The 18522-nt window shown below is 69.9% G+C and carries 11 protein-coding genes; 7 read left to right on the forward strand and 4 right to left on the reverse strand.

Going from position 1 to position 18522, the window contains the following annotated elements; translation table 11 throughout:
* Positions 1-2 precede the first annotated feature (2 nt).
* From J7520_RS03060 to J7520_RS03075, 4 genes are all read left to right on the forward strand, one after another.
* Entirely contained in the window at positions 3-2735 is a 2733-nt protein-coding gene (locus J7520_RS03060) for a TonB-dependent receptor (RefSeq protein WP_291183768.1), read from the forward strand.
* A 163-nt stretch (positions 2736-2898) separates the two neighbouring features.
* Positions 2899-5247 carry a family 20 glycosylhydrolase gene (locus J7520_RS03065; RefSeq protein ID WP_291183771.1) on the forward strand — a complete coding sequence of 783 codons (2349 nt, stop codon included), beginning with the start codon at positions 2899-2901 and terminating at the stop codon, positions 5245-5247.
* A 183-nt stretch (positions 5248-5430) separates the two neighbouring features.
* Complete coding sequence (locus J7520_RS03070) at positions 5431-5736, forward strand: DUF3606 domain-containing protein (RefSeq protein WP_291183774.1); 306 nt, start codon at positions 5431-5433, stop codon at positions 5734-5736.
* Between the two features lie 77 nt (positions 5737-5813).
* Positions 5814-7538, forward strand: coding sequence for an alkaline phosphatase (locus J7520_RS03075; protein WP_291183777.1), 1725 nt, complete (start codon positions 5814-5816; stop codon positions 7536-7538).
* Between the two features lie 136 nt (positions 7539-7674).
* Here the strand turns inward: J7520_RS03075 and J7520_RS03080 are convergent, their stop codons facing one another.
* The 4 genes from J7520_RS03080 to J7520_RS03095 form a co-directional block, all read right to left on the reverse strand.
* Positions 7675-8766, reverse strand: a complete 1092-nt coding sequence (locus tag J7520_RS03080) for a hypothetical protein (protein ID WP_291183780.1) — start codon at positions 8764-8766, stop codon at positions 7675-7677.
* Positions 8767-8888: 122 nt separating this feature from the next.
* A complete protein-coding gene (locus J7520_RS03085) occupies positions 8889-11222 on the reverse strand; it encodes a winged helix-turn-helix domain-containing protein (protein ID WP_291183783.1) in 2334 nt (777 codons plus the stop codon).
* A 10-nt stretch (positions 11223-11232) separates the two neighbouring features.
* Complete coding sequence (locus J7520_RS03090) at positions 11233-11829, reverse strand: class I SAM-dependent methyltransferase (protein WP_291183786.1); 597 nt, start codon at positions 11827-11829, stop codon at positions 11233-11235.
* Positions 11830-11875: 46 nt separating this feature from the next.
* Positions 11876-12967, reverse strand: a complete 1092-nt coding sequence (locus J7520_RS03095) for a substrate-binding domain-containing protein (protein ID WP_291183789.1) — start codon at positions 12965-12967, stop codon at positions 11876-11878.
* 154 nt (positions 12968-13121) lie between these two features.
* Between J7520_RS03095 and J7520_RS03100 the strand changes: the two genes are divergently transcribed.
* The 3 genes from J7520_RS03100 to fdhF all read left to right on the forward strand — a co-directional run bounded on the left by J7520_RS03100 (position 13122) and on the right by fdhF (position 18490).
* A complete protein-coding gene (locus J7520_RS03100) occupies positions 13122-13646 on the forward strand; it encodes a formate dehydrogenase subunit gamma (protein WP_291183792.1) in 525 nt (174 codons plus the stop codon).
* Complete coding sequence (locus J7520_RS03105; RefSeq protein ID WP_291183795.1) at positions 13643-15226, forward strand: NADH-quinone oxidoreductase subunit NuoF; 1584 nt, start codon at positions 13643-13645, stop codon at positions 15224-15226. Before J7520_RS03100 ends, J7520_RS03105 begins: the two co-directional genes overlap by 4 nt.
* A 174-nt stretch (positions 15227-15400) precedes the next feature.
* Positions 15401-18490 carry a formate dehydrogenase subunit alpha gene (gene fdhF / locus J7520_RS03110; RefSeq protein WP_291183799.1) on the forward strand — a complete coding sequence of 1030 codons (3090 nt, stop codon included), beginning with the start codon at positions 15401-15403 and terminating at the stop codon, positions 18488-18490.
* The last annotated feature ends 32 nt before the right edge of the window (positions 18491-18522 follow it).

Genomic DNA, 18522 nt, shown 5'->3' on the forward strand with positions numbered 1-18522 from the left:
AAATGATCCAGTACCAGAGAACGCTGTTGTCGGCGAGCATCCTCGCCGCATTCGCCCTCGCCACCGCCGCGCACGCCGGCGCTGCGACCGAGCCCGCGACGCCGGAAGGCGCCGACGCCGCGCAGGACGCCGGAACGGCGGACGGCAAGACGTCCGGGCAGGAGATGGACACCATCGTCGTGCACGGCATCCGCGAGAGCCTGAAGCGCTCGCTCGAAACCAAGCGCGACGCCGATGCGATCGTCGACGCGATCACCGCCGAGGACATCGGCAAGTTCCCCAACACCAACGTCGCCGAGGCGATGGTGACGGTGCCCGGCGTGACCATCGACCGCCGTTTCGGCCAGGGTGAGCGCGTCAGCATCGACGGCACCGACCCGAGCCTGAATCTGTCCTTCATCGACGGCCATCCGGTGGCGCAGGCGATCTGGCTGTACGGCGAGCAGCCGAACCGCGGCTTCGACTACACCCTGCTCGCGCCGGAAATCCTCGGCCGGCTGGAGATCTACAAGTCGCCCGAGGCGCACCTGCCCGAGGGCAGCCTCGGCGGCACCGTGATGATGCACACGCGCCAGCCGCTCGATCTCGACGCCAACTCGATCTCCGGCTCCATCGGCTACAACTACAACGACCAGGCCGACGGCGGCCGCCCGACTGGCTCGATCCTGTACAACTGGAAGAACCAGGAAGGCACCTTCGGCTTCAACGTCGCCGCGCAGCGCTACGAGGAGAAGGTCGACCGCCAGGGCGTGGAGATCTTCAACTACCACAAGGTCGCCGAATACGCCGAGCACAGCGCGGCGGTGGCGACGCAGGTCGCCAACGGCGAACTCGACCCGAACGCGCTGGTGCCCGACGAGATCAACGCGGCGTACTTCCAGCAGACGCGCAAGCGCGACAGCGCGGTGGTCAATCTGCAGTTCAAGCCGAGCGAGGAGTTCGACGCGACGCTGAGCGGCATGTGGATCCGCGAGAACTTCGACAGCTACAACCAGTCGGTCTACAACTTCATCCACTGGAACGCCGGCACGATGGCGGCGGTCGACCACCTGACGCAGGGCGACAACGGCCTGGTCGTCGGCGGGCATTCGTCCGGCCCGAACGCCGGCATCATCTACGACAACCAGCTGCGCCAGTCGGAAGTCACCACCAAGGGCGCCGACCTGCGTCTGAACTACCACGGCAGCGGCTGGGGTCTCAGCGGCCAGGCCGGCGTCAGCAAGTCGGAGAACCCGAAGATCGGCCAGTACCTGCTCGAGCCGGTCTACTACGGCGACTTCAGCTGGACGCTGCGCGACGGCTACACGCTCGACGATCCGCAGTCCGGCCGCGACCCGTCGCGCTGGGGCGGCGGCTGGCTCGGCAACAACGGCATCTTCTCCGCGCACGCCAAGGAGACCTACGGCCAGCTCGACTTCAGCAAGGACCTCGGCGGCTTCTTCAACCAGCTGCTGGTCGGCGTGCGCTACAACAAGCACGACGAGGACTACGCGCTGAACGTCTACGGCGGCGTCAATCCCGGTACGCTGGCCGACGTCGGCACGATCGGCTTCACCGACATCCTCGGCGAGTTCGGCGGCTTCTCGCGCGATCACGCGCGGCACATCCAGGTCGGCCGCGGCAACATCCTGCGCTGGATCCGCAACAGCCCGCTCGATCGCGCGCATCCGGATCCGGGCAGCTTCCTCAACAACACCTGGGCGCTGACGCAGAAGAACAGCGCCGCCTACGCGCAGCTGAACTTCGGCGGCGACGGCTGGCGCGGCAACATCGGCCTGCGCTACGTGCACACCAAGACCGACGGCTCGGGCTTCAACCTGCCGGGCAGCATCGCGCCGACCCTGCCGGCGCAGCCGGGCTGGTGGCAGACCAAGAGCTCGACGCACAACAACGTGCTGCCGTCGTTCAACCTCGCCTACGACCTGGCCAGCGACGTCGTGCTGCGCCTGGCGGGCGCCGAGGTCATCGCGTGGGCGCCCTACAACCAGATGGTCAACAACACCTTCCTCAACGACACGGTGCTGACCGGCACCGGCGGCAACGCCGGCCTGAAGCCGTACAAGTCGACCAACTTCAACCTGTCGGCCGAGTGGTACTTCGCCGAGCAGTCGGTGCTGGCGGCGTCGGTGTTCTTCAAGCACGTGCTGAACTTCATCGACACCACGCCGGCGACCGAGCGCCACTACAACTCGATCCGCGACACCGACCCGACGCAGTGGGCGAGCATGATCGGCAGCGGCGGCTGCACCGCCGACGGCTTCTGCGACTACCAGGTCTCGCGTCCGCACAACGCCGGCAGCGCGAAGATCAAAGGCGTGACGCTGACCTACCAGCAGGCCTTCGGTGAAACCGGTTTCGGCGCGATCGTGAACTACACCTACGCCGACGGCGAGACCAGTCAGGGCAATCCGATGCCGTACCAGTCGAAGAACTCGCTCAGCGTCGGTCCGTACTACGAGAAAGGCCCGTTCAGCGCGCGCCTGAACTACAACTGGCGCAGCCACTACCTCGCCGGCGGTTACGTCGCCGGTGCGCCGCCGGCGGTGGTCGGCGACTACGCCGATCTCAGCGCGAGCCTCGGCTGGCGCTTCACGCCGAACCTGATGGTGACGTTCGACGCGATGAACCTGTTGAACGAGAAGTACCACCAGTACGCGGTCGGCAACAAGGACCAGCTGTTCGCCAAATACACGACCGGACAGCGCTACATGACGAACCTGCGCTTGAACTTCTGAGCACACTCCGGGAAGGTGGGCACGGCTCGCCGACGTCACGCTCGGCGAGCCGCGGAACGCCGGGCGAGGAGTTCGACGTTCCGCCGGGTCTCCAGACTCCAACGCGGCGAATTGCGGGCCGGCGGATCCGGCCCGTTTTTTTGATCGAACGGAGGTACGACCGATGCGCCTGATCGCGACCGGAACCCGAAGGCTCGCCGCGGCCGTACTGTGGCTCGCGCTGTGCGGCGGCTGCGCGAAGCAGGCGACCGTGGCGCCGGACGCGAAGGCGGCCTTGCCGCTGTTGCCGGTGCCCGCCGAGGTCGAACGCCGGCCCGGGCATTTCCTCGTTCGCGACGGCATGCCGCTGCGCGTCGACGCGCGCGATGCCGAAGTGGCCGGCATCGCGCGCCGCTTCACCGACCGGCTGGCCGGAACGCGTGGACTGCGCCTGACGGTACAGCCGAGCGAGGACACCAGCGCAGCCACCGGAGCGATCGCGTTCCGCCTCGACGCGCAGGCGCCGGCCGGCGAAGGCTACGCCGTCGACGTCGACGCGCAGCACGTCGTCGTCCGCGCACGCGAGCCGCGGGGTCTGTTCTACGGCGGCGTGACGCTGTGGCAGCTGCTGACCGCCGACCTCGCCGCGACGAAGGCGATCGAGCTGCCGGCGTTGCGCATCGTCGACGCGCCGCGCTTCGCCTGGCGTGGCGCGATGCTCGACTCGGCGCGCCACTACCAGCCGCCGGAGTTCGTCGAGCGCTTCATCGACCAGCTCGCCCTGCTCAAGCTCAACACCTTCCACTGGCACCTGACCGACGACCAGGGCTGGCGCATCGAGATCAAGCGCTATCCGAAGCTGACCGAGATCGGCGCGTGGCGCCGGCCGGCCGGCGCCGCCGGCACCGACGCGAACGGCCAGCCGGTCCGCTACGGCGGCTACTACACGCAGGAGCAGATCCGCCGCATCGTGCGCTACGCCGCCGAGCGCAACGTGACGATCGTGCCGGAGATCGACGTGCCCGGTCACATGCAGGCGGCGATCGCCGCGTATCCCGAACTCGGCTCCGCCGGCGACACGCCGGTGGTGTCACCGGACTGGGGCGTGCACAGCTATCTGCTCAACGTCGACGAATCGACGCTGGCCTTCATGCGCAACGTGTTCGACGAAGTGATCGAGCTGTTTCCCGGCCGTTACATCCACATCGGCGGTGACGAGGCGGTCAAGGACCAGTGGCAGGCGTCGCCGCGCGTGCAGGCGCGGCGGCGCGCGCTCGGCATCGCCGACGAGGCCGGGCTGCAAGGCTGGTTCGTCGCGCGGCTGCAGGATCATCTCGCCGCGCGCGGCCGGCGCTTGATCGGCTGGGACGAGATTCTCGAAGGCGGCCTGCCGGCGGAAGCGACCGTGATGTCCTGGCGCGGCGCGCAGGGCGGCGTCGAAGCGGCGCATGCGGGGCACGACGTGGTGATGTCGCCGAGCCCGGACCTGTACCTCAATCATCTGCAGAGCGATGCCGCCGACGAGCCCGGCGGCCGTTTCGAGGTGCGCAGCCTCGCCGACGTCTACGCCTACGATCCGCTGCCCGGCACGCTCGACGCGGAGGCGGCCAGGCACGTGCTCGGCGCGCAGGGAAATCTCTGGACCGAGCATCTGCGCACGCCGGCGCGCGTCGAGCACGCCGCGTTCCCGCGCCTGGCCGCGCTGGCCGAAGTGTTGTGGTCGCCGCCGGCCACGCACGACTGGTCCGCTTTCCTCGCCCGGCTGGTGCCGCAGATGCGGCGCTGGCACGCGCTCGGCGTCGATGCCGCGGCGAGCGCGTTCGAGGTGCGCATGGCCGAGCCGGTCGCGACGAAGGCGGGCGTCGTCGACGTCGCGCTGTCGAGCCAGTCCGGCCTGCCGATCCGCTACGCGCAGGACGGCCGCGATCCGCGGGCGGATTCGCCGCTCTATCGCGACCCGCTGCAACTGCCGTCGCGCGGCGAATTGCGCGCGGCGGTGTTTCTCGGCACGCAACGCGCCGGGCCGGTGCGTCGTTTCGAACTGGCGCCGGCCGACCTGCTGCGCCGGGGCAGCGATCGGTTGAAGCAATGCAGCGGCAAACTGACCCTGCGCCTCGAGGACGACGCGCCGCGCGAGGGCGAGCGCGCGTTCTTCGACGTCGACCTGTTCGATCCGTGCTGGATCTGGCCTGACGCTCCGCTCGCCGGCATCGGCCGCGTCGAGGCCGTGGTCGGCCAGCTTCCGTACAACTTCCAGCTGTGGAACGACGTGCGCAACATCGTGCCGCGCCCGGCACCGATGTCACCGTCGGGCGAGCTGCTGATCAAGCTCGGCGGTTGCGATGGTGCGGTCTGGGCCGCGTTGCCGCTCGCCGCGGCGGCGTCCAATCCGGCGCTGAGCACGCTGTCGGCGGCGCTGCCGCCGCGCAGCGGCAAGGCCGACCTCTGCTTCCAGTTCAGCGGCGAAGGGCACGACCCGCTGTGGGCGATCGACGAGATTCATCTGGTCCCGGACTCGCCCTCCACAATGTGATCAACTGCACAAATTTCGCTCTTCCAAAAGAAAAATGTGAAGCGCATCAAGGTCTTCTCCTCAGCTCTGGCATGAAAATTGATTGATCTTTCGCAGGGGCCAGGAAGGCGCGCTGGCGAAAAGGACGTCATTCGGCCGCAGCGGCAGGCGAGGCGGCGCATCGCAGGCGGAAGGTGTTTCCAGATGACGCAGTTGAACAAGCCCCGGCTCGTCAGTGAGCGACAAACCACGGCAGTTTTTTCGAGCGATGCGCCCTCGGCGGCCGAGCGCCGGTCCACCGTCGCGGCGCAGGACGTCTGCGACACGGCGCGGGTCGACATCGAGAACTGGCATTCGCGCCGCTACTGGTCCGAACGGCTCGGCCTGAGCGAGACCCAGCTCGCGCGGGCGGTGCGCGCGGCCGGCGCGGCCGTCGTGCAGATCGAGCGCTATCTGGCCGAGCGCCGCGCGCGCCGCGCGCAGCGGCGGCGGGAGTCCACGCGCAGCTGAGACGAGCATCGCCGCACGGACGATGTGGATCGTCATGAAAATCCCGATACTGCGCGAATCGATTCGGAGTCCTCCAGATGCGCAGATCCCTTCCCCGTGCTCTTTCCGCCAGCGTGCTGGCCTGCCTCGGCCTCGCCGCCTGCGCGACCTCGTCGCATTCGCCGGCGCCGGTTCCGGGCGTCAACGGCGAACCCGCGCGCATCCCGTCGATCCGTGAGACGAGCGAGGAGAGCCCGGCGAACTGGTTTCGCGACGGCGCCCGCGCGGCGCACGCCAACGCCCTGACGCCCGCGCACGCGAAGAACGTGATCGTCTTCCTCGGCGACGGCATGAGCATCCCGACCATCACCGCCGCGCGCATCCTCGACGGCCAGCGCAAGGGCGGCAGCGGCGAGCAGAACCGGCTCAGCTTCGAGAATTTCCCGGCGACCGCGCTCTCCAGAACCTACGAGACCGACTACCAGACGCCCGACTCGGCCGGCACGATGACCGCGATCATGACCGGCGTGAAGACGCGCTACGGCTTCGTCGGCATCGACCAGGTGCCGACCCGCGGCGACTGCGCCGCGAGCAAGGGGCACGAGCTGGTCAGCGCGCTGGAACTGGCCGCCGCCGCCGGACAATCGACCGGTGTCGTCACCACCACGCGCATCACCCACGCGACACCGGCGGCGACCTACGGTCATCTGCCCGACCGCAACTGGGAAGTCGACGCGGAGATTCCGGAAGCCCAGCGCGCTGCCGGCTGCGTCGACTTCGCGCGCCAGCTGGTCGACTTCCCGCTCGGCGGCGGCGTCAACGTCGCGCTCGGTGGCGGTCGCACCGAGTTCATGCCGTCCACGCAGCACGATCCCGAATACGCCGACCTGCCGGGCAAGCGCCTCGACGGCCGCGACCTGGTCGCCGAATGGAAGAAGAAACCCGACGCGGCCTACGTCTGGAACGCGCAGCAGCTGTCGGCGATCGATCCGGCCAAGACGCGCCATCTGCTCGGCCTGTTCGAGCCGGAGCACATGAAGTACGAGATTGAGCGCGCCGCCGATCCGGCCGGCGAGCCGAGCCTGGCCGACATGACGCGCGCGGCGCTGTCGATCCTGCAGAAGAATCCGCAAGGCTATTTCCTGATGGTCGAAGGCGGGCGCATCGACCACGCCCACCACGCCGGCAACGCGCACCGCGCGCTGACCGAGACGATCGAGTTCTCCAAGGCGGTCGAGGCCGCCAACGAGATGACCTCGGCCGAGGACACGCTGATCCTGGTCACCGCCGACCACGCGCACACCTTGAACATCGTCGGCTATCCGGCGCGCGGCAATCCGATCCTCGGCAAGGTGCGCGGTTCCAGCAACGAGGGTCCGCCGGGCAAGGAGCTCGCGCACGACGCGACCGGCCTGCCGTACGCGACGCTGAGCTACGCCAACGGCCCCGGTTACGCCGGCGCCAGCGATTCCCAGCCCGAAGGCGCCAAGCGCTACCCGCATCGCGCCGGCGGCTACCAGCCGGCGCGCAACGGCCGTCCGGACCTGACCGAGGTCGACACGGAGAGCCCCGACTACGAGCAGGAAGCGCTGCTGCCGCTGGCGTCGGAAACGCACGGCGGCGACGACGTCGCCGTGTTCGCACGCGGCCCGGGCGCCGCCGCGGTGCGCGGGTCGATGGAGGAGAACGCGTTGTTCCACGTCGTCGTGCAGAGCGTCGACGCGTTGCGCGAGCAGCTGTGCAAGCTCGGTTCCTGCGACGACAAAGGCGTCCCGGTCGAGCAACCGAAGCGGTCGCAGCTGCTGCGGTCGGGAAAGAACTAGCGGCGAAAGCCGGGTTCTCGCAGAGGCGCAGAGAGCGCAGAGAGGAGAAAAGGCCTTCAACAGCTTTTCTCCGCGCGCTCTGCGTCTCTGCGAGAGACGCTTTTCCCGCAAACCGAAAATCGTCCGCCGCTGAAGTTCAGCCGTCGAAGCCGTCGCGGAAGATCGCGTCGTCGGCGACCGGCGTGGCGACGAAGCTGCCGACCTGGAAGTCGCCGACGCGGCCGAGGCCGACGATCACGCCGCGGTCGTTGATCGCGGCCGCCTTCAGCAGGTACGGATAGCCCGCGTCGCCGTCGCTCTGCTGCAACAGGTCGTAGGCGACCCCGTCGACGTAGACGAACGCCCTGAAGCTCAGCGTGGCGAAGTCCTGCGCGCGGCCGACGATCGCGCCGGAAGCGTTGATGTCGAACGCGGCGCCCGAACTCAGGCCGAGCAGGGCGCCCGGAACCGCGCTGGCGGTCCCGTCGCGGAAGGTGACCGGCACCGAATTGCCGCTGCCGTCCAGGTCCATCTCGCCGACCGCGGTGCCGTCCTCGGCGAGGCCGTGGGCCATGCTGGCGACGTCGTCGACGCCGGCGGCGATCGGCAGGATGCCGGGCGAGCCGAAGCGGCCGATCGTCGCGTGCGACACCGCGCCGATCGCGTTCCAGCCGCCGACGATCGTGCCGGCGTTGTTGATCGCCGACCAGTACGCCTGCGCGTCCGGGCCGTTCGGCGGCACGCCATCGTCGACGAGGCCGCCGGCCTGGGTCCAGCTGAACGCGCGGAACGCGCCGTCGAGCGAGGCCAGGCCGACCACCACGCCGTCGTCGTTGATGTCGGCCGGATCGAGCTTGTGCGACTGGTCGTCGCCGATGATCACGAAGTCCTGCGGCGCGGCCGCGTTCCAGATCAGCGCGGTGGTCTGCGCGCCGTCGTCGGTGATCGTGCTGGCGTAGCCGACGATCTGGCCGGAGGCGTTGATCGCGGTGGCCATCGCCTCGTCGCGACCGGCCGGACGCGGCAGCGTGATCACGTCGGTGCCGTCGAACAGGAAGGCCTGGTTGTAGCCCTCCTCGGAGACGTAGTAGCCGACCGCCTGGCCCGCCTCGTTGACGGCGTTGACGTACACCCCGGCGGCGCCCGGGACGACGATCGGCGTCAGGTGGTAGCGCGGCGCCCCGCCGGCGTGCGCGGCCGCGGCCGGCAGGCAGAGCAGGGTGGACAGGACCAGGGCGGGACGGAACATGGATAGGACTCCTGCGGCAACGGCGTCGCGGCGGACGGGAGCCGGCAGCCTGCGTCGGCGCTGTGTCCGGCGCATTCGGATCGCGCTCGAATCGCGCTCGGATCGCATTCCCGGCGCCGCGCTCAGGGTGGCGGAACGCCGAGCGCGCGCGGGATCGCGCGCTCGCCGGCGAGGCGCCGCGCGGTCTCGAACGCGGCCGCCCAGGCCTCGCGCCGGCCCTGGGCGCGGGCGACCGCGAGCTGCACCAGCGCCGCGTCGTAGTCGACCGACGCCCACAGCGCGACCTGGTTGGAGATCACCGCCGCGTCGGCGACGCGGCCCTGCGCGAGCAGGAAATCGACGTAGTCCTGCGCCACGCGCAGCAGGGTCAGCGGCACGCCCTGCGTCTGCGCCAGCGCGAAGGCCTCGCCGAAGCGGCGCGCCGCCGCCTCGGCGCGGTCCGCGGCCCAGGCGCGGTTGGCCGCGGCGGCCAGGCGCAGCGGCGTGCGCGCGTTCGGCGCGGCGGCGATCGCGTCGACGTCGAGGTCCGCCGGCGGCGCGTCGCGGCGGCCGAGCGAGCGCTCGATGCGCGCGCGCAGCAGTTCGACGTCGGCACGGATCAGGTCGCTGTCGGCCGAGGCGAGCGCGCCGGCGGGCACCGGGGCGAGCTCGGCCAGCGCGGCGGCGCCGTCGCCGCGGCGCCAGGCGAGTTCGGCGCGCAGCAGGCGGATGCGTTCGTTCTCCGCCACGTCGGCCGGGCGGCCGTCGTTGGCGGGATCGTCGAGCAGCTCGCCGGCCTCGTTGTGGCGACCTTGCTGCAGCAGCTGCTGCGCGCGGTACAGGCGCATCGACAGGCGCGAATACGGACTCGGCACGCGCGCGCGCTGCGCCCACGAGGCGTCCATCGCCTCCCAGGCGCGCGCGTTGTCGAGCTGCGCGCGGCGCGCCTCGAACAGCAACTGCAGTTCGCCGATGCGTTCCTGCACCAGGCCGAGAGTCTCGAAGCGCGCGATCGCCGCGACCAGGTACGGCTCGGCTTGCGCCGGATGCGCGCGCAGCAGTTCCATCGCGCCGATGTTGCCGTCGACGCGCGCCACGCCGCCTTCGTCGCCGGCGCGCTGGAACGCGTCGCGCGCGATGCCGTAGTCGAGCAGCGCCGCCGGGTAATCCTCCAGCGAGGTGCGGCTGACCGCGCGGCCGTTGTGCAGACGGCCGCGCAGCTGCGGTTCGGGAATGTCGCCGAGCGCCTGGATGCCGTCGCCGAACCAGCGGCCGGCGTCGGCGTACTCGCCCGAGCGCACCGCGACCAGGCCGCGCGCGGCGAACACTTGCGCGCGGAAGAACGTGTCGCCGTCCGGCGCGGCAAGCAGCGCTTCGAGCGCCGTGCGCGCGTCGTCGAGCCGGCCGGCGCGAATGTCCACTTCGGCCAGCTGCAGACGCAGGCGCGGCGCGTCGTGCGCCAGACGCGCGTCGGCCAGCAGGATCGAGCGCGCCGTGTCGATCTGGTTGGCGAGCAGGGCGGCCTGCGCGCGCTGCAGTGTCTCGGCCACCGTCTCGGCTTCGACCGCCGCGGCCGGCACGCGGCCGAGCGCGGCGACGAGCCGGTCGGCCGCTCCGCGCAGCGCGCCGATCGCCGTCGCGTCGTCGTGGCTCGCCACCGATTCTGGGCTGCCGTCGCGCGTCGCGCGCACCTGCGCGAACCAGCGCGCCTGGCGGTGTTCGATGCTGCCCTCGACCCATGTCGCCGCCGGCGCGAGCCGGTGCCAGGCGGTAGCCGGATCCTGCGCCGATGCAGCGCCGGCTTCGTCGAGCGCGCGCAGCTGGCCGACCGTCTGCTCGCTCGGCTGCACGACGAAGCCGCCGCGCCGCAGCCGCTCGGCGATGAGGTCCATGCCGCCCAGGCGCAGCCAGCTCTCCTCGCCGTCGCCGGTGGCGAGCGGGAGCACGACGAGGCGTGCGGGATCGGTCGCGACCACCGGCGTGCGACGTTCCCGCATCGCCACCATCGCGATCGCGACGACGGCCAGCGCGACGACGGCGGCGGCGAAGACGGCCGCATGCCGGCGCCGCCGCGGCGGCGCATCGACCGCCACGGCCTGCGTCGTCGTCGCCGATGCGGTTTCGTCGGCGACGGCGGCCGGCGCCGCGTGCGCCGCCTCTTCCGCGACGGTCGCCGCCGCCCACTGGTAGCCGAAGCCGGAGACGGTGCGGATCGCCCATTGCCTCTGGCCGTCGTCGTCGAGCGCGCGGCGGCACTGCACGACGAGCTGGCCGAGCTGCACGTCCGAGGCTGCGCCGTGGCGCCACAATGCGGCGATCAGCTCGTCGCGGCCGACGGCGCGATCGCGCTGCTCGACCAGCATCAGCAGGCAGGCGAATGCCCGCGGCGGCAGGACGATGCGCGCGCCGTCCCTGCACAGCTCGCGCGTCGACGCGTTGAGCGTGAACGCGCCGAAGCGATACGTCGATGCAGCCATGCGGTGCCTCTCAGAGGCACTCCAGCGCGGCGACCGAGCGCGTCAGCCGCGGCGAGAGGTACGCGTGCGAGCCGCACGGCAGCAGGCCGGCGTCGGCGAAAGCGGTGCGATACCAGGTCGGCGAGCGCGGCAGGTAGCCGCGCGTGTCGCCGCCGACGCGATCCTTCGCCGTGAACACCTCGATGAAGGCGACCCCTTCGAGCAGGTCGGCGAAGCCGGCAAGCCCGCGGCGCAGTTCGCGGGTCGGCACGTAGTGCAGCATGTCGGCGCAGACGATCAGATCGAAGCGCGTGTCGAAGCGCAGCTCGCCGAGCTGGCCGAAGGTGGCCAGGCCGATGTTGCGCGCGCGGCCGTAGCGCTCGACCACGTACTCGCTGGAATCCAGTCCGCGGTACTCGATCGACGGCCGCAGGCGCTTGAGCACCGTGCGCCACGGCGCTTCGCCGCAGCCGACGTCGAGCACGGTGCGGATCGGCCGCGCCAGGTAGTACTCGGCGAGGTGCACCGCCAGCGCGACCTTGCGCGCGAGTTCGGCGCGCGAGCCGACGCGATGCCGCTCGCTGCGGTACCACTTGTCGAAATAGGCGCGGTCGTAGAGTTTGCTCATCTGGGAAATTGCCGGAACCGACGGAGCGCGCATGGTAGCGGGCCGCCTAGCGGCGGTGCGCGGCGCGTGCGCGCGGCGCGCCGAACGCCTCGCGCGCGGACTCGATGCGGCCGGCGTGCGACGGATCGTAGCCCGGCAGGCGCGCGATCTTCGCGCGCAGCTCCGCGTTGCCGAGCAGGGCGAGGAAATCCTGCATCGCCGGTTCGGCCAGCAATTCCTCGCGGCAGAGGAAGAAGTAGCGCTCGCTCAGCAGCGGTACGAAGCCGAGGCCGAAGCGGCGCGCCGGCACTTCCAGGCCGAAGCCGGCGTCGGCCATGCCGCTTCCGACGTAGGCGGCGACCGCCGCGTGCGTGTATTCGGCGTTCTCGTAGCCTTCGATCGCGCGCGCGTCGAGTCCGGCCTGCTGCAGCACGAGGTCGAACAACAGCCGCGTGCCAGAACCCGGCTGGCGATTGACGAAGCGCAGCCCCTTGCGTCGCAGGTCGGCGGGACCGCGGATGCGCTTCGGGTTGCCGGGCGCGACGATCAGGCCCTGACGCCGCGTCGCCAGATGGATCAGGCGCCAGTCCGCGCCGATGCGCGCGGCGTAGTGCGCGGCCGCCGCGGCTTCCAGCTCGCCGATCGGCAGGTGCAGGCCGATGAGGTCGCATTGACGCTCGATCAGCGCGCCGAGCACTTCGTCGGAGGTGCGGTACTTGAGGTCGATCGGAATCTCGCGATCGACCAGGAATTGGCGCAAGGTCTCGACCGCGAAGCCGTGGCTCGCCTGCAGGCGCAGCGCCGGTCGCGTCTGTGACAGCACGCGCTCGATTTCCACCTCGACTTCCGAGGCGAGGCTGTCGAGCATCGGCGCGAGCCGCGCGGCGATGCGCTGGTCGGCCCAGGCCAGCCGCTCGCCGAGCGCGGTCAGGCGTGCGCCGCGACCGCGCTGGCTTTCGACCAGGCTGCGACCGAACGCGCGCTCGCCTTCGCGCAGCAGGCCCCAGGCGTAGCGATAGGTCAGCCCGGCCGAACGGCAGGCCGCGGCGAGCGTGCCGCTGCGCTGGATGCCGACCAGCAGCGCGGTCAGCCGCGGTACCAGCGGCGTGCCGTCCGCGCGGCGCAGCTGCCAGTGCGTGTCGATCGCTACCTTGAACATGCTCGGCGATCCAAAGAGGCTTTCGGAAGCCTATTGTAGACGGCGGAAGGCTGCGGCAGAGTCCCGTGGCGATCGAGGCGGTGTCCATCAAATAGGCTTGCGACAGCCTATGCGGCGTGCACCGGACTTCCTTCGACCCTCTTCGAGGAACGCCATGGCAGCCACTCCGCTACCTCTCAATCCGCCGTCGCGCCGCAGCGCCGATCTCGCGCCGGAGCAGGCGCGTGCGGTCGCCGCGGCGCTCGACGCGCATCGCGATGCGCCGGGCGCGCTGCTGCCGATCCTGCACGCGGTGCAGGACCGGCTCGGCTACGTGCCGCCGGAGACGCTGGCGTCGATCGCCGACGCGCTCAATCTCACGCGCGCCGAGGTGTACGGCGTCGTCACGTTCTATCCGCACTTCCGCCGCACGCCGCCGGGTCGCCGCGTGATGCAGCTGTGCCGCGCGGAGGCGTGCCAGGCGCTCGGCGCGCGCGCGCTCGAAGCGCACGCGAAGCGGACGCTCGGCATCGACTTCCACCAGACCACCGCGGACGGCGCGATCACGCTGGAACCGGTTTATTGCCTCGGCAATTGCGGCTGCGGGCCGTCGCTGCTGGTCGGCCGCGACGAGCTGCATGCGCGCGTGACGCCGGAGGCGTTCGACGCGCTCGTCGCGGCGGCGAGGACGGCGCTGTGAGTGCGTCGCCGCGCATCACGGTGTACGTGCCGCGCGACGCGACTGCGCTCGCGCTCGGCGCCGATGCGGTCGCGCAGGCGATCGCCGAAACGGCGCAGCGGCGGGGCATCGAGGTCGCCGTCGTGCGCAACGGTTCGCGCGGGATGTTCTGGCTCGAACCGCTGGTGGAAGTGGCGACGGCGCAGGGGCGCGTCGCGTACGGCCCGGTCGCGGCGGCCGACGTCGCCGGACTGTTCGAGGCGGATTTTCTGCACGGCGGCGCGCATGCGCTGCGCCTCGGCGCGGTCGAGGAGCTGCCCTGGTTCCGGCAGCAGCAGCGCCTGTGCTTCGCGCGCGCCGGCGTCATCGATCCGCTCAGCGTCGAGGACTACCTCGCGCACGGCGGCTATCGCGGCCTGCGCAACGCGCTGGCGATGAGCGGCACCGATGTCGTCCAGGCCGTGACCGACTCCGGCCTGCGCGGCCGCGGCGGCGCCGCGTTCCCGACCGGCATCAAATGGAAGACCGTCCTCGACGCTCCTGCCGAGGTCGACTCCCCGACCCCCGATCCCCGATCCCGATCCTCCAAATACATCGTCTGCAATGCCGACGAAGGCGACTCCGGCACGTTCTCCGACCGCATGCTGATGGAAGGCGATCCGCTCTGCCTGATCGAGGGCATGACGATCGCCGGCGTGGCGGTCGGTGCGCGGCAGGGCTACATCTATCTGCGCAGCGAATACCCGCATGCGCATCGCGCGCTCGAAGCGGCGATCGCGAATGCGTACGAGGCGGGCTACCTCGGCGCGAACCTCCTCGGCAGCGGCAAACGCTTCGATCTCGAAGTGCGGCTGGGCGCGGGCGCCTACATCTGCGGCGAGGAAACTTCCCTGCTCGACAGCCTCGAAGGCAAGCGCGGCCAGGTGCGCTTCAAGCCGCCGCTGCCGGCGATCAAGGGATTGTTCGGCCGGCCGACGGTGATCAACAACGTGATCTCGTTCGCCTCGGTGCCGATCATTCTCGACCGCGGCGCGCAGTTCTACCGCGACTACGGCATCGGTCGTTCGCGCGGCACCTTGCCGATCCAGCTGGCCGGCAATCTCAAGCGCACCGGACTGGTCGAGAAGGCGTTCGGCGTGACCTTGCGTGAACTCCTCTACGACGTCGGCGGCGGTTCGTATTCCGGCCGGCCGATCCGCGCGGTGCAGGTCGGCGGACCGCTCGGCGCCTACCTGCCCGAGTCGCAGTTCGACACCGCGCTCGACTACGAGGCGTTCGCGAGCGTGGGCGCAATGCTCGGCCACGGCGGCATCGTCGCGTTCGACGACACGGTCGACATGCTCGACCAGGCGCGCTACGCGATGGAGTTCTGCGCGGTCGAATCCTGCGGCAAGTGCACGCCGTGCCGGATCGGTTCGACGCGCGGCGTGGAGGTCATCGACCGCATCCGGGCGAACGTCGATCGCGCTGCGAACCTCGCGCTGCTCGACGATCTGTGCCAGACGATGCGGCACGGCTCGCTGTGCGCGCTCGGCGGGCTGACGCCCGATCCGGTGGTCAGCGCGTTGAAACATTTTTCCGAGGATTTTGCGGGGCGTTGACGCGGAATTGGAGAGCGTCGGACGCGGATTTTGTCGATGAACGCGGATAAAAAATACAGAACAGTAGAGAAGCGCGCTGGCGTGAAAAGAGCATCTGAGGTCGAACGAAGAATTTCGCTCCATCCGCGTAAATCCGCGTCGATCCGCGTCAAAAAAGCTCCAGGCAGGTGACCCATGTTATCCATCGTAGAACTCGATTTCGGTACGCCCAGGTCCACGTCCGCGCAGCAGGTCGCGCTGACGATCGACGGGCGCGAGGTCAGCGTGCCGGCCGGCACGTCGGTGCTGCGGGCGGCGAGCGAGGCGGGCATTTCGATTCCCAAGCTCTGCGCCACCGAGCTGCTCGACGCGTTCGGTTCGTGCCGGCTGTGCCTGGTCGAGATCGAAGGTCGCAGAGGCTATCCGGCTTCGTGCACGACGCCGGTCGAGGCGGGCATGAAGGTCACGACGCGTTCGGCCGTGCTGCAGAAGATCCGCCACGGCGTGATGGAGCTGTACCTGTCCGATCATGCGCCGGGCAACGACGAGCTGCCGACCGAGATGCGCGCGATGGTCGATGCGGTCGGCGTCACCGAGGTGCGCTATGGATTCGATGACGCCAATCACGTGCATCCGACCTCGGGGCAGGGCGCGCAGCAGGCTTCCAAGCCCTCCGCTTCAAGGGGAGGGGTGGGTGGGGATGGTGTTGCTGTTGCGTTGGATGGTCACGAGAACCATCCCCTCCTAAATCCTCCCCTTGAAGGGGAGGACTTCAGAGCAGTTTCTCTTGAAAGGGAGGACTTCAGAGCAGTTTCCCCTGAAGGGGAGGGCTTCGGAGCGGCCTTCCACGGCGGGAACGGCCGCAACGCGCTGTACTCGCCGAAGGACGAATCGAACCCGTACTTCACCTTCGACCCCGCCGCCTGCATCGTCTGCTCGCGCTGCGTGCGCGCGTGCGACGAGCAGCAGGGCACTTTGGCGCTGACGGTCGAGGGGCGCGGTTTCGCCTCGCGCATCGTCGCCAGCCAGGACGAGGGATTCATGGCCTCGGAGTGCGTCTCGTGCGGCGCCTGCGTGCAGGCGTGTCCGACGACCGCGTTGACCGAGAAGACGCTGCTCGCCCGAGGCCCGGCGCAGAGCAGCGTGACCACGACCTGCGCCTACTGCGGTGTCGGCTGCTCGTTCCGTGCCGAGATGCGCGGCGAGGACGTCGTGCGCATGGTGCCGAACAAGGACGGCCACGCGAACCACGGACACTCGTGCGTGAAGGGCCGCTTCGCGATCGGCTACGTGACGCACAAGGATCGCATCCTGAAGCCGATGATCCGCGCGAAGATCTCCGATCCGTGGCGCGAGGTGTCCTGGGAGGTCGCGATCGGCCACGCGGCGAGCGAGTTCAAGCGCATCCAAGCCAAGTACGGGCAGGACTCGATCGGCGGCATCACCTCGAGCCGCTGCACGAACGAGGAGACCTACCTCGTGCAGAAGCTGGTGCGCGCGGCGTTCGGCAACAACAACGTCGACACCTGCGCGCGCGTGTGCCATTCGCCGACCGGCTACGGCCTGAAGAGCACGCTCGGCGAATCGGCCGGCACGCAGAACTTCGATTCGGTGATGCAGGCCGACGTGATCCTGGTCATCGGCGCGAACCCGACCGACGGCCATCCGGTGTTCGCCTCGCAGATGAAACGCCGCCTGCGGCAGGGCGCGAAGCTGATCGTCGCCGATCCGCGGCGCATCGACGTCGTGCGCACGCCGCACGTCGAGGCCGCGCATCACCTGAAGCTGCGGCCCGGCACCAACGTCGCGCTGCTCAATTCGCTCGCGCACGTGATCGTCGACGAAGGCCTCGTCGACGAGGATTTCGTGCGCGCGCGCTGCGAGGACGCGGCGTTCGCCAAGTGGCGCGCCTTCGTCGGCGCGGCGAGCCACTCGCCCGAGGCGATGGAGGAAGTCACCGGCGTGCCGGCGCGCGAGGTGCGCGCGGCCGCGCGCCTGTATGCGACCGGCGGCAACGCGGCGATCTACTACGGCCTCGGCGTCACGGAACATTCGCAAGGCTCGACGGCGGTGATGGGCATCGCCAACCTCGCCATGGCGACCGGTAACCTCGGCCGCGAGGGCGTCGGCGTGAATCCGCTGCGCGGGCAGAACAACGTGCAGGGCTCGTGCGACATGGGCTCGTTCCCGCACGAGTTCCCCGGCTATCGCCACGTCGGCGACGCCGCCGTGCGCGCGAGCTTCGAACGGGCCTGGGGCGTGCCTCTTCAGCACGAGCCGGGCCTGCGCATCCCGAACATGTTCGAGGCCGCGCTCGACGGAGAGTTCAAGGGGCTCTACATCGAGGGCGAGGACATCGCCCAGTCCGATCCGAACACGCAGCACGTGACCGCGTCGCTGACCTCGATGGAATGCGTCGTCGTGCAGGACCTGTTCCTCAACGAGACGGCGAAGTTCGCGCACGTGTTCCTGCCGGGTTCGACCTTCCTGGAGAAGGACGGCACCTTCACCAACGCCGAGCGCCGCATCTCGCGCGTGCGCAAGGTCATGCCGCCGAGGAACTCCGACGGAAGCCGGGGCTATGCCGACTGGGAGATCACCCAGCTGCTGTCCAACGCGATGGGCTATCCGATGCACTACGCGCATCCGTCCGAGATCATGGACGAGATCGCGCGGCTGACGCCGACCTTCCACGGCGTCAGCTTCGCGCGCATCGACGAACTCGGCAGCATCCAGTGGCCGTGCAACGAAGCCACGCCCGAAGGCACGCCGACGATGCACGTGCACGAGTTCGTGCGCGGCAAGGGGCGCTTCATGCTGACCGAGTACGTGCCGACGGCGGAGAAGGTCAACGCGAAATATCCGCTGATCCTGACCACCGGCCGCATCCTCACCCAGTACAACGTCGGTGCGCAGACGCGGCGTACCGAGAACAGCCGCTGGCACAGCGAGGACTGCCTGGAGATCCACCCGCAGGACGCCGAGGATCGCGGCATCACCGAGGGCGACTGGGTCGGCATCGAGAGCCGCGCCGGGCAGACCGTGCTGCGCGCGACGATCAGCGAGCGCATGCAGCCGGGCGTGGTCTACACCACGTTCCATTTCCCGTTCTCGGGCGCGAACGTGATCACTACCGACAACTCCGACTGGGCGACGAACTGCCCCGAATACAAGGTGACTGCGGTGCAGATCACGCGCGTGACGCAGCCGTCGGATTGGCAGCAGCGCTATCGCGCCTTCAGCGACCGGCAGCAGGAGTTGCTGCAGGAGGCGGTGGTCAAGTAGGCGTAGGCGCGAAAGGCGATCCTCACCTCTGC

The organism is Dokdonella sp. (assembly GCF_017744955.1).
Taxonomy (GTDB): domain Bacteria; phylum Pseudomonadota; class Gammaproteobacteria; order Xanthomonadales; family Rhodanobacteraceae; genus Dokdonella_A.

Excerpts from the sequence above, each read along its gene's own strand:
- J7520_RS03095 (WP_291183789.1), bottom strand. The coding sequence starts at position 12,967 with ATGTTCAAGGTAGCGATCGACACGCACTGGCAGCTGCGCCGCGCGGAC.
- J7520_RS03085 (WP_291183783.1), bottom strand. The coding sequence starts at position 11,222 with ATGGCTGCATCGACGTATCGCTTCGGCGCGTTCACGCTCAACGCGTCG.
- J7520_RS03075 (WP_291183777.1), top strand. The coding sequence starts at position 5,814 with ATGCGCAGATCCCTTCCCCGTGCTCTTTCCGCCAGCGTGCTGGCCTGC.
- J7520_RS03070 (WP_291183774.1), top strand. The coding sequence starts at position 5,431 with ATGACGCAGTTGAACAAGCCCCGGCTCGTCAGTGAGCGACAAACCACG.
- J7520_RS03060 (WP_291183768.1), top strand. The coding sequence starts at position 3 with ATGATCCAGTACCAGAGAACGCTGTTGTCGGCGAGCATCCTCGCCGCA.
- J7520_RS03100 (WP_291183792.1), top strand. The coding sequence starts at position 13,122 with ATGGCAGCCACTCCGCTACCTCTCAATCCGCCGTCGCGCCGCAGCGCC.
- J7520_RS03080 (WP_291183780.1), bottom strand. The coding sequence starts at position 8,766 with ATGTTCCGTCCCGCCCTGGTCCTGTCCACCCTGCTCTGCCTGCCGGCC.
- fdhF (WP_291183799.1), top strand. The coding sequence starts at position 15,401 with ATGTTATCCATCGTAGAACTCGATTTCGGTACGCCCAGGTCCACGTCC.
- J7520_RS03090 (WP_291183786.1), bottom strand. The coding sequence starts at position 11,829 with ATGAGCAAACTCTACGACCGCGCCTATTTCGACAAGTGGTACCGCAGC.
- J7520_RS03065 (WP_291183771.1), top strand. The coding sequence starts at position 2,899 with ATGCGCCTGATCGCGACCGGAACCCGAAGGCTCGCCGCGGCCGTACTG.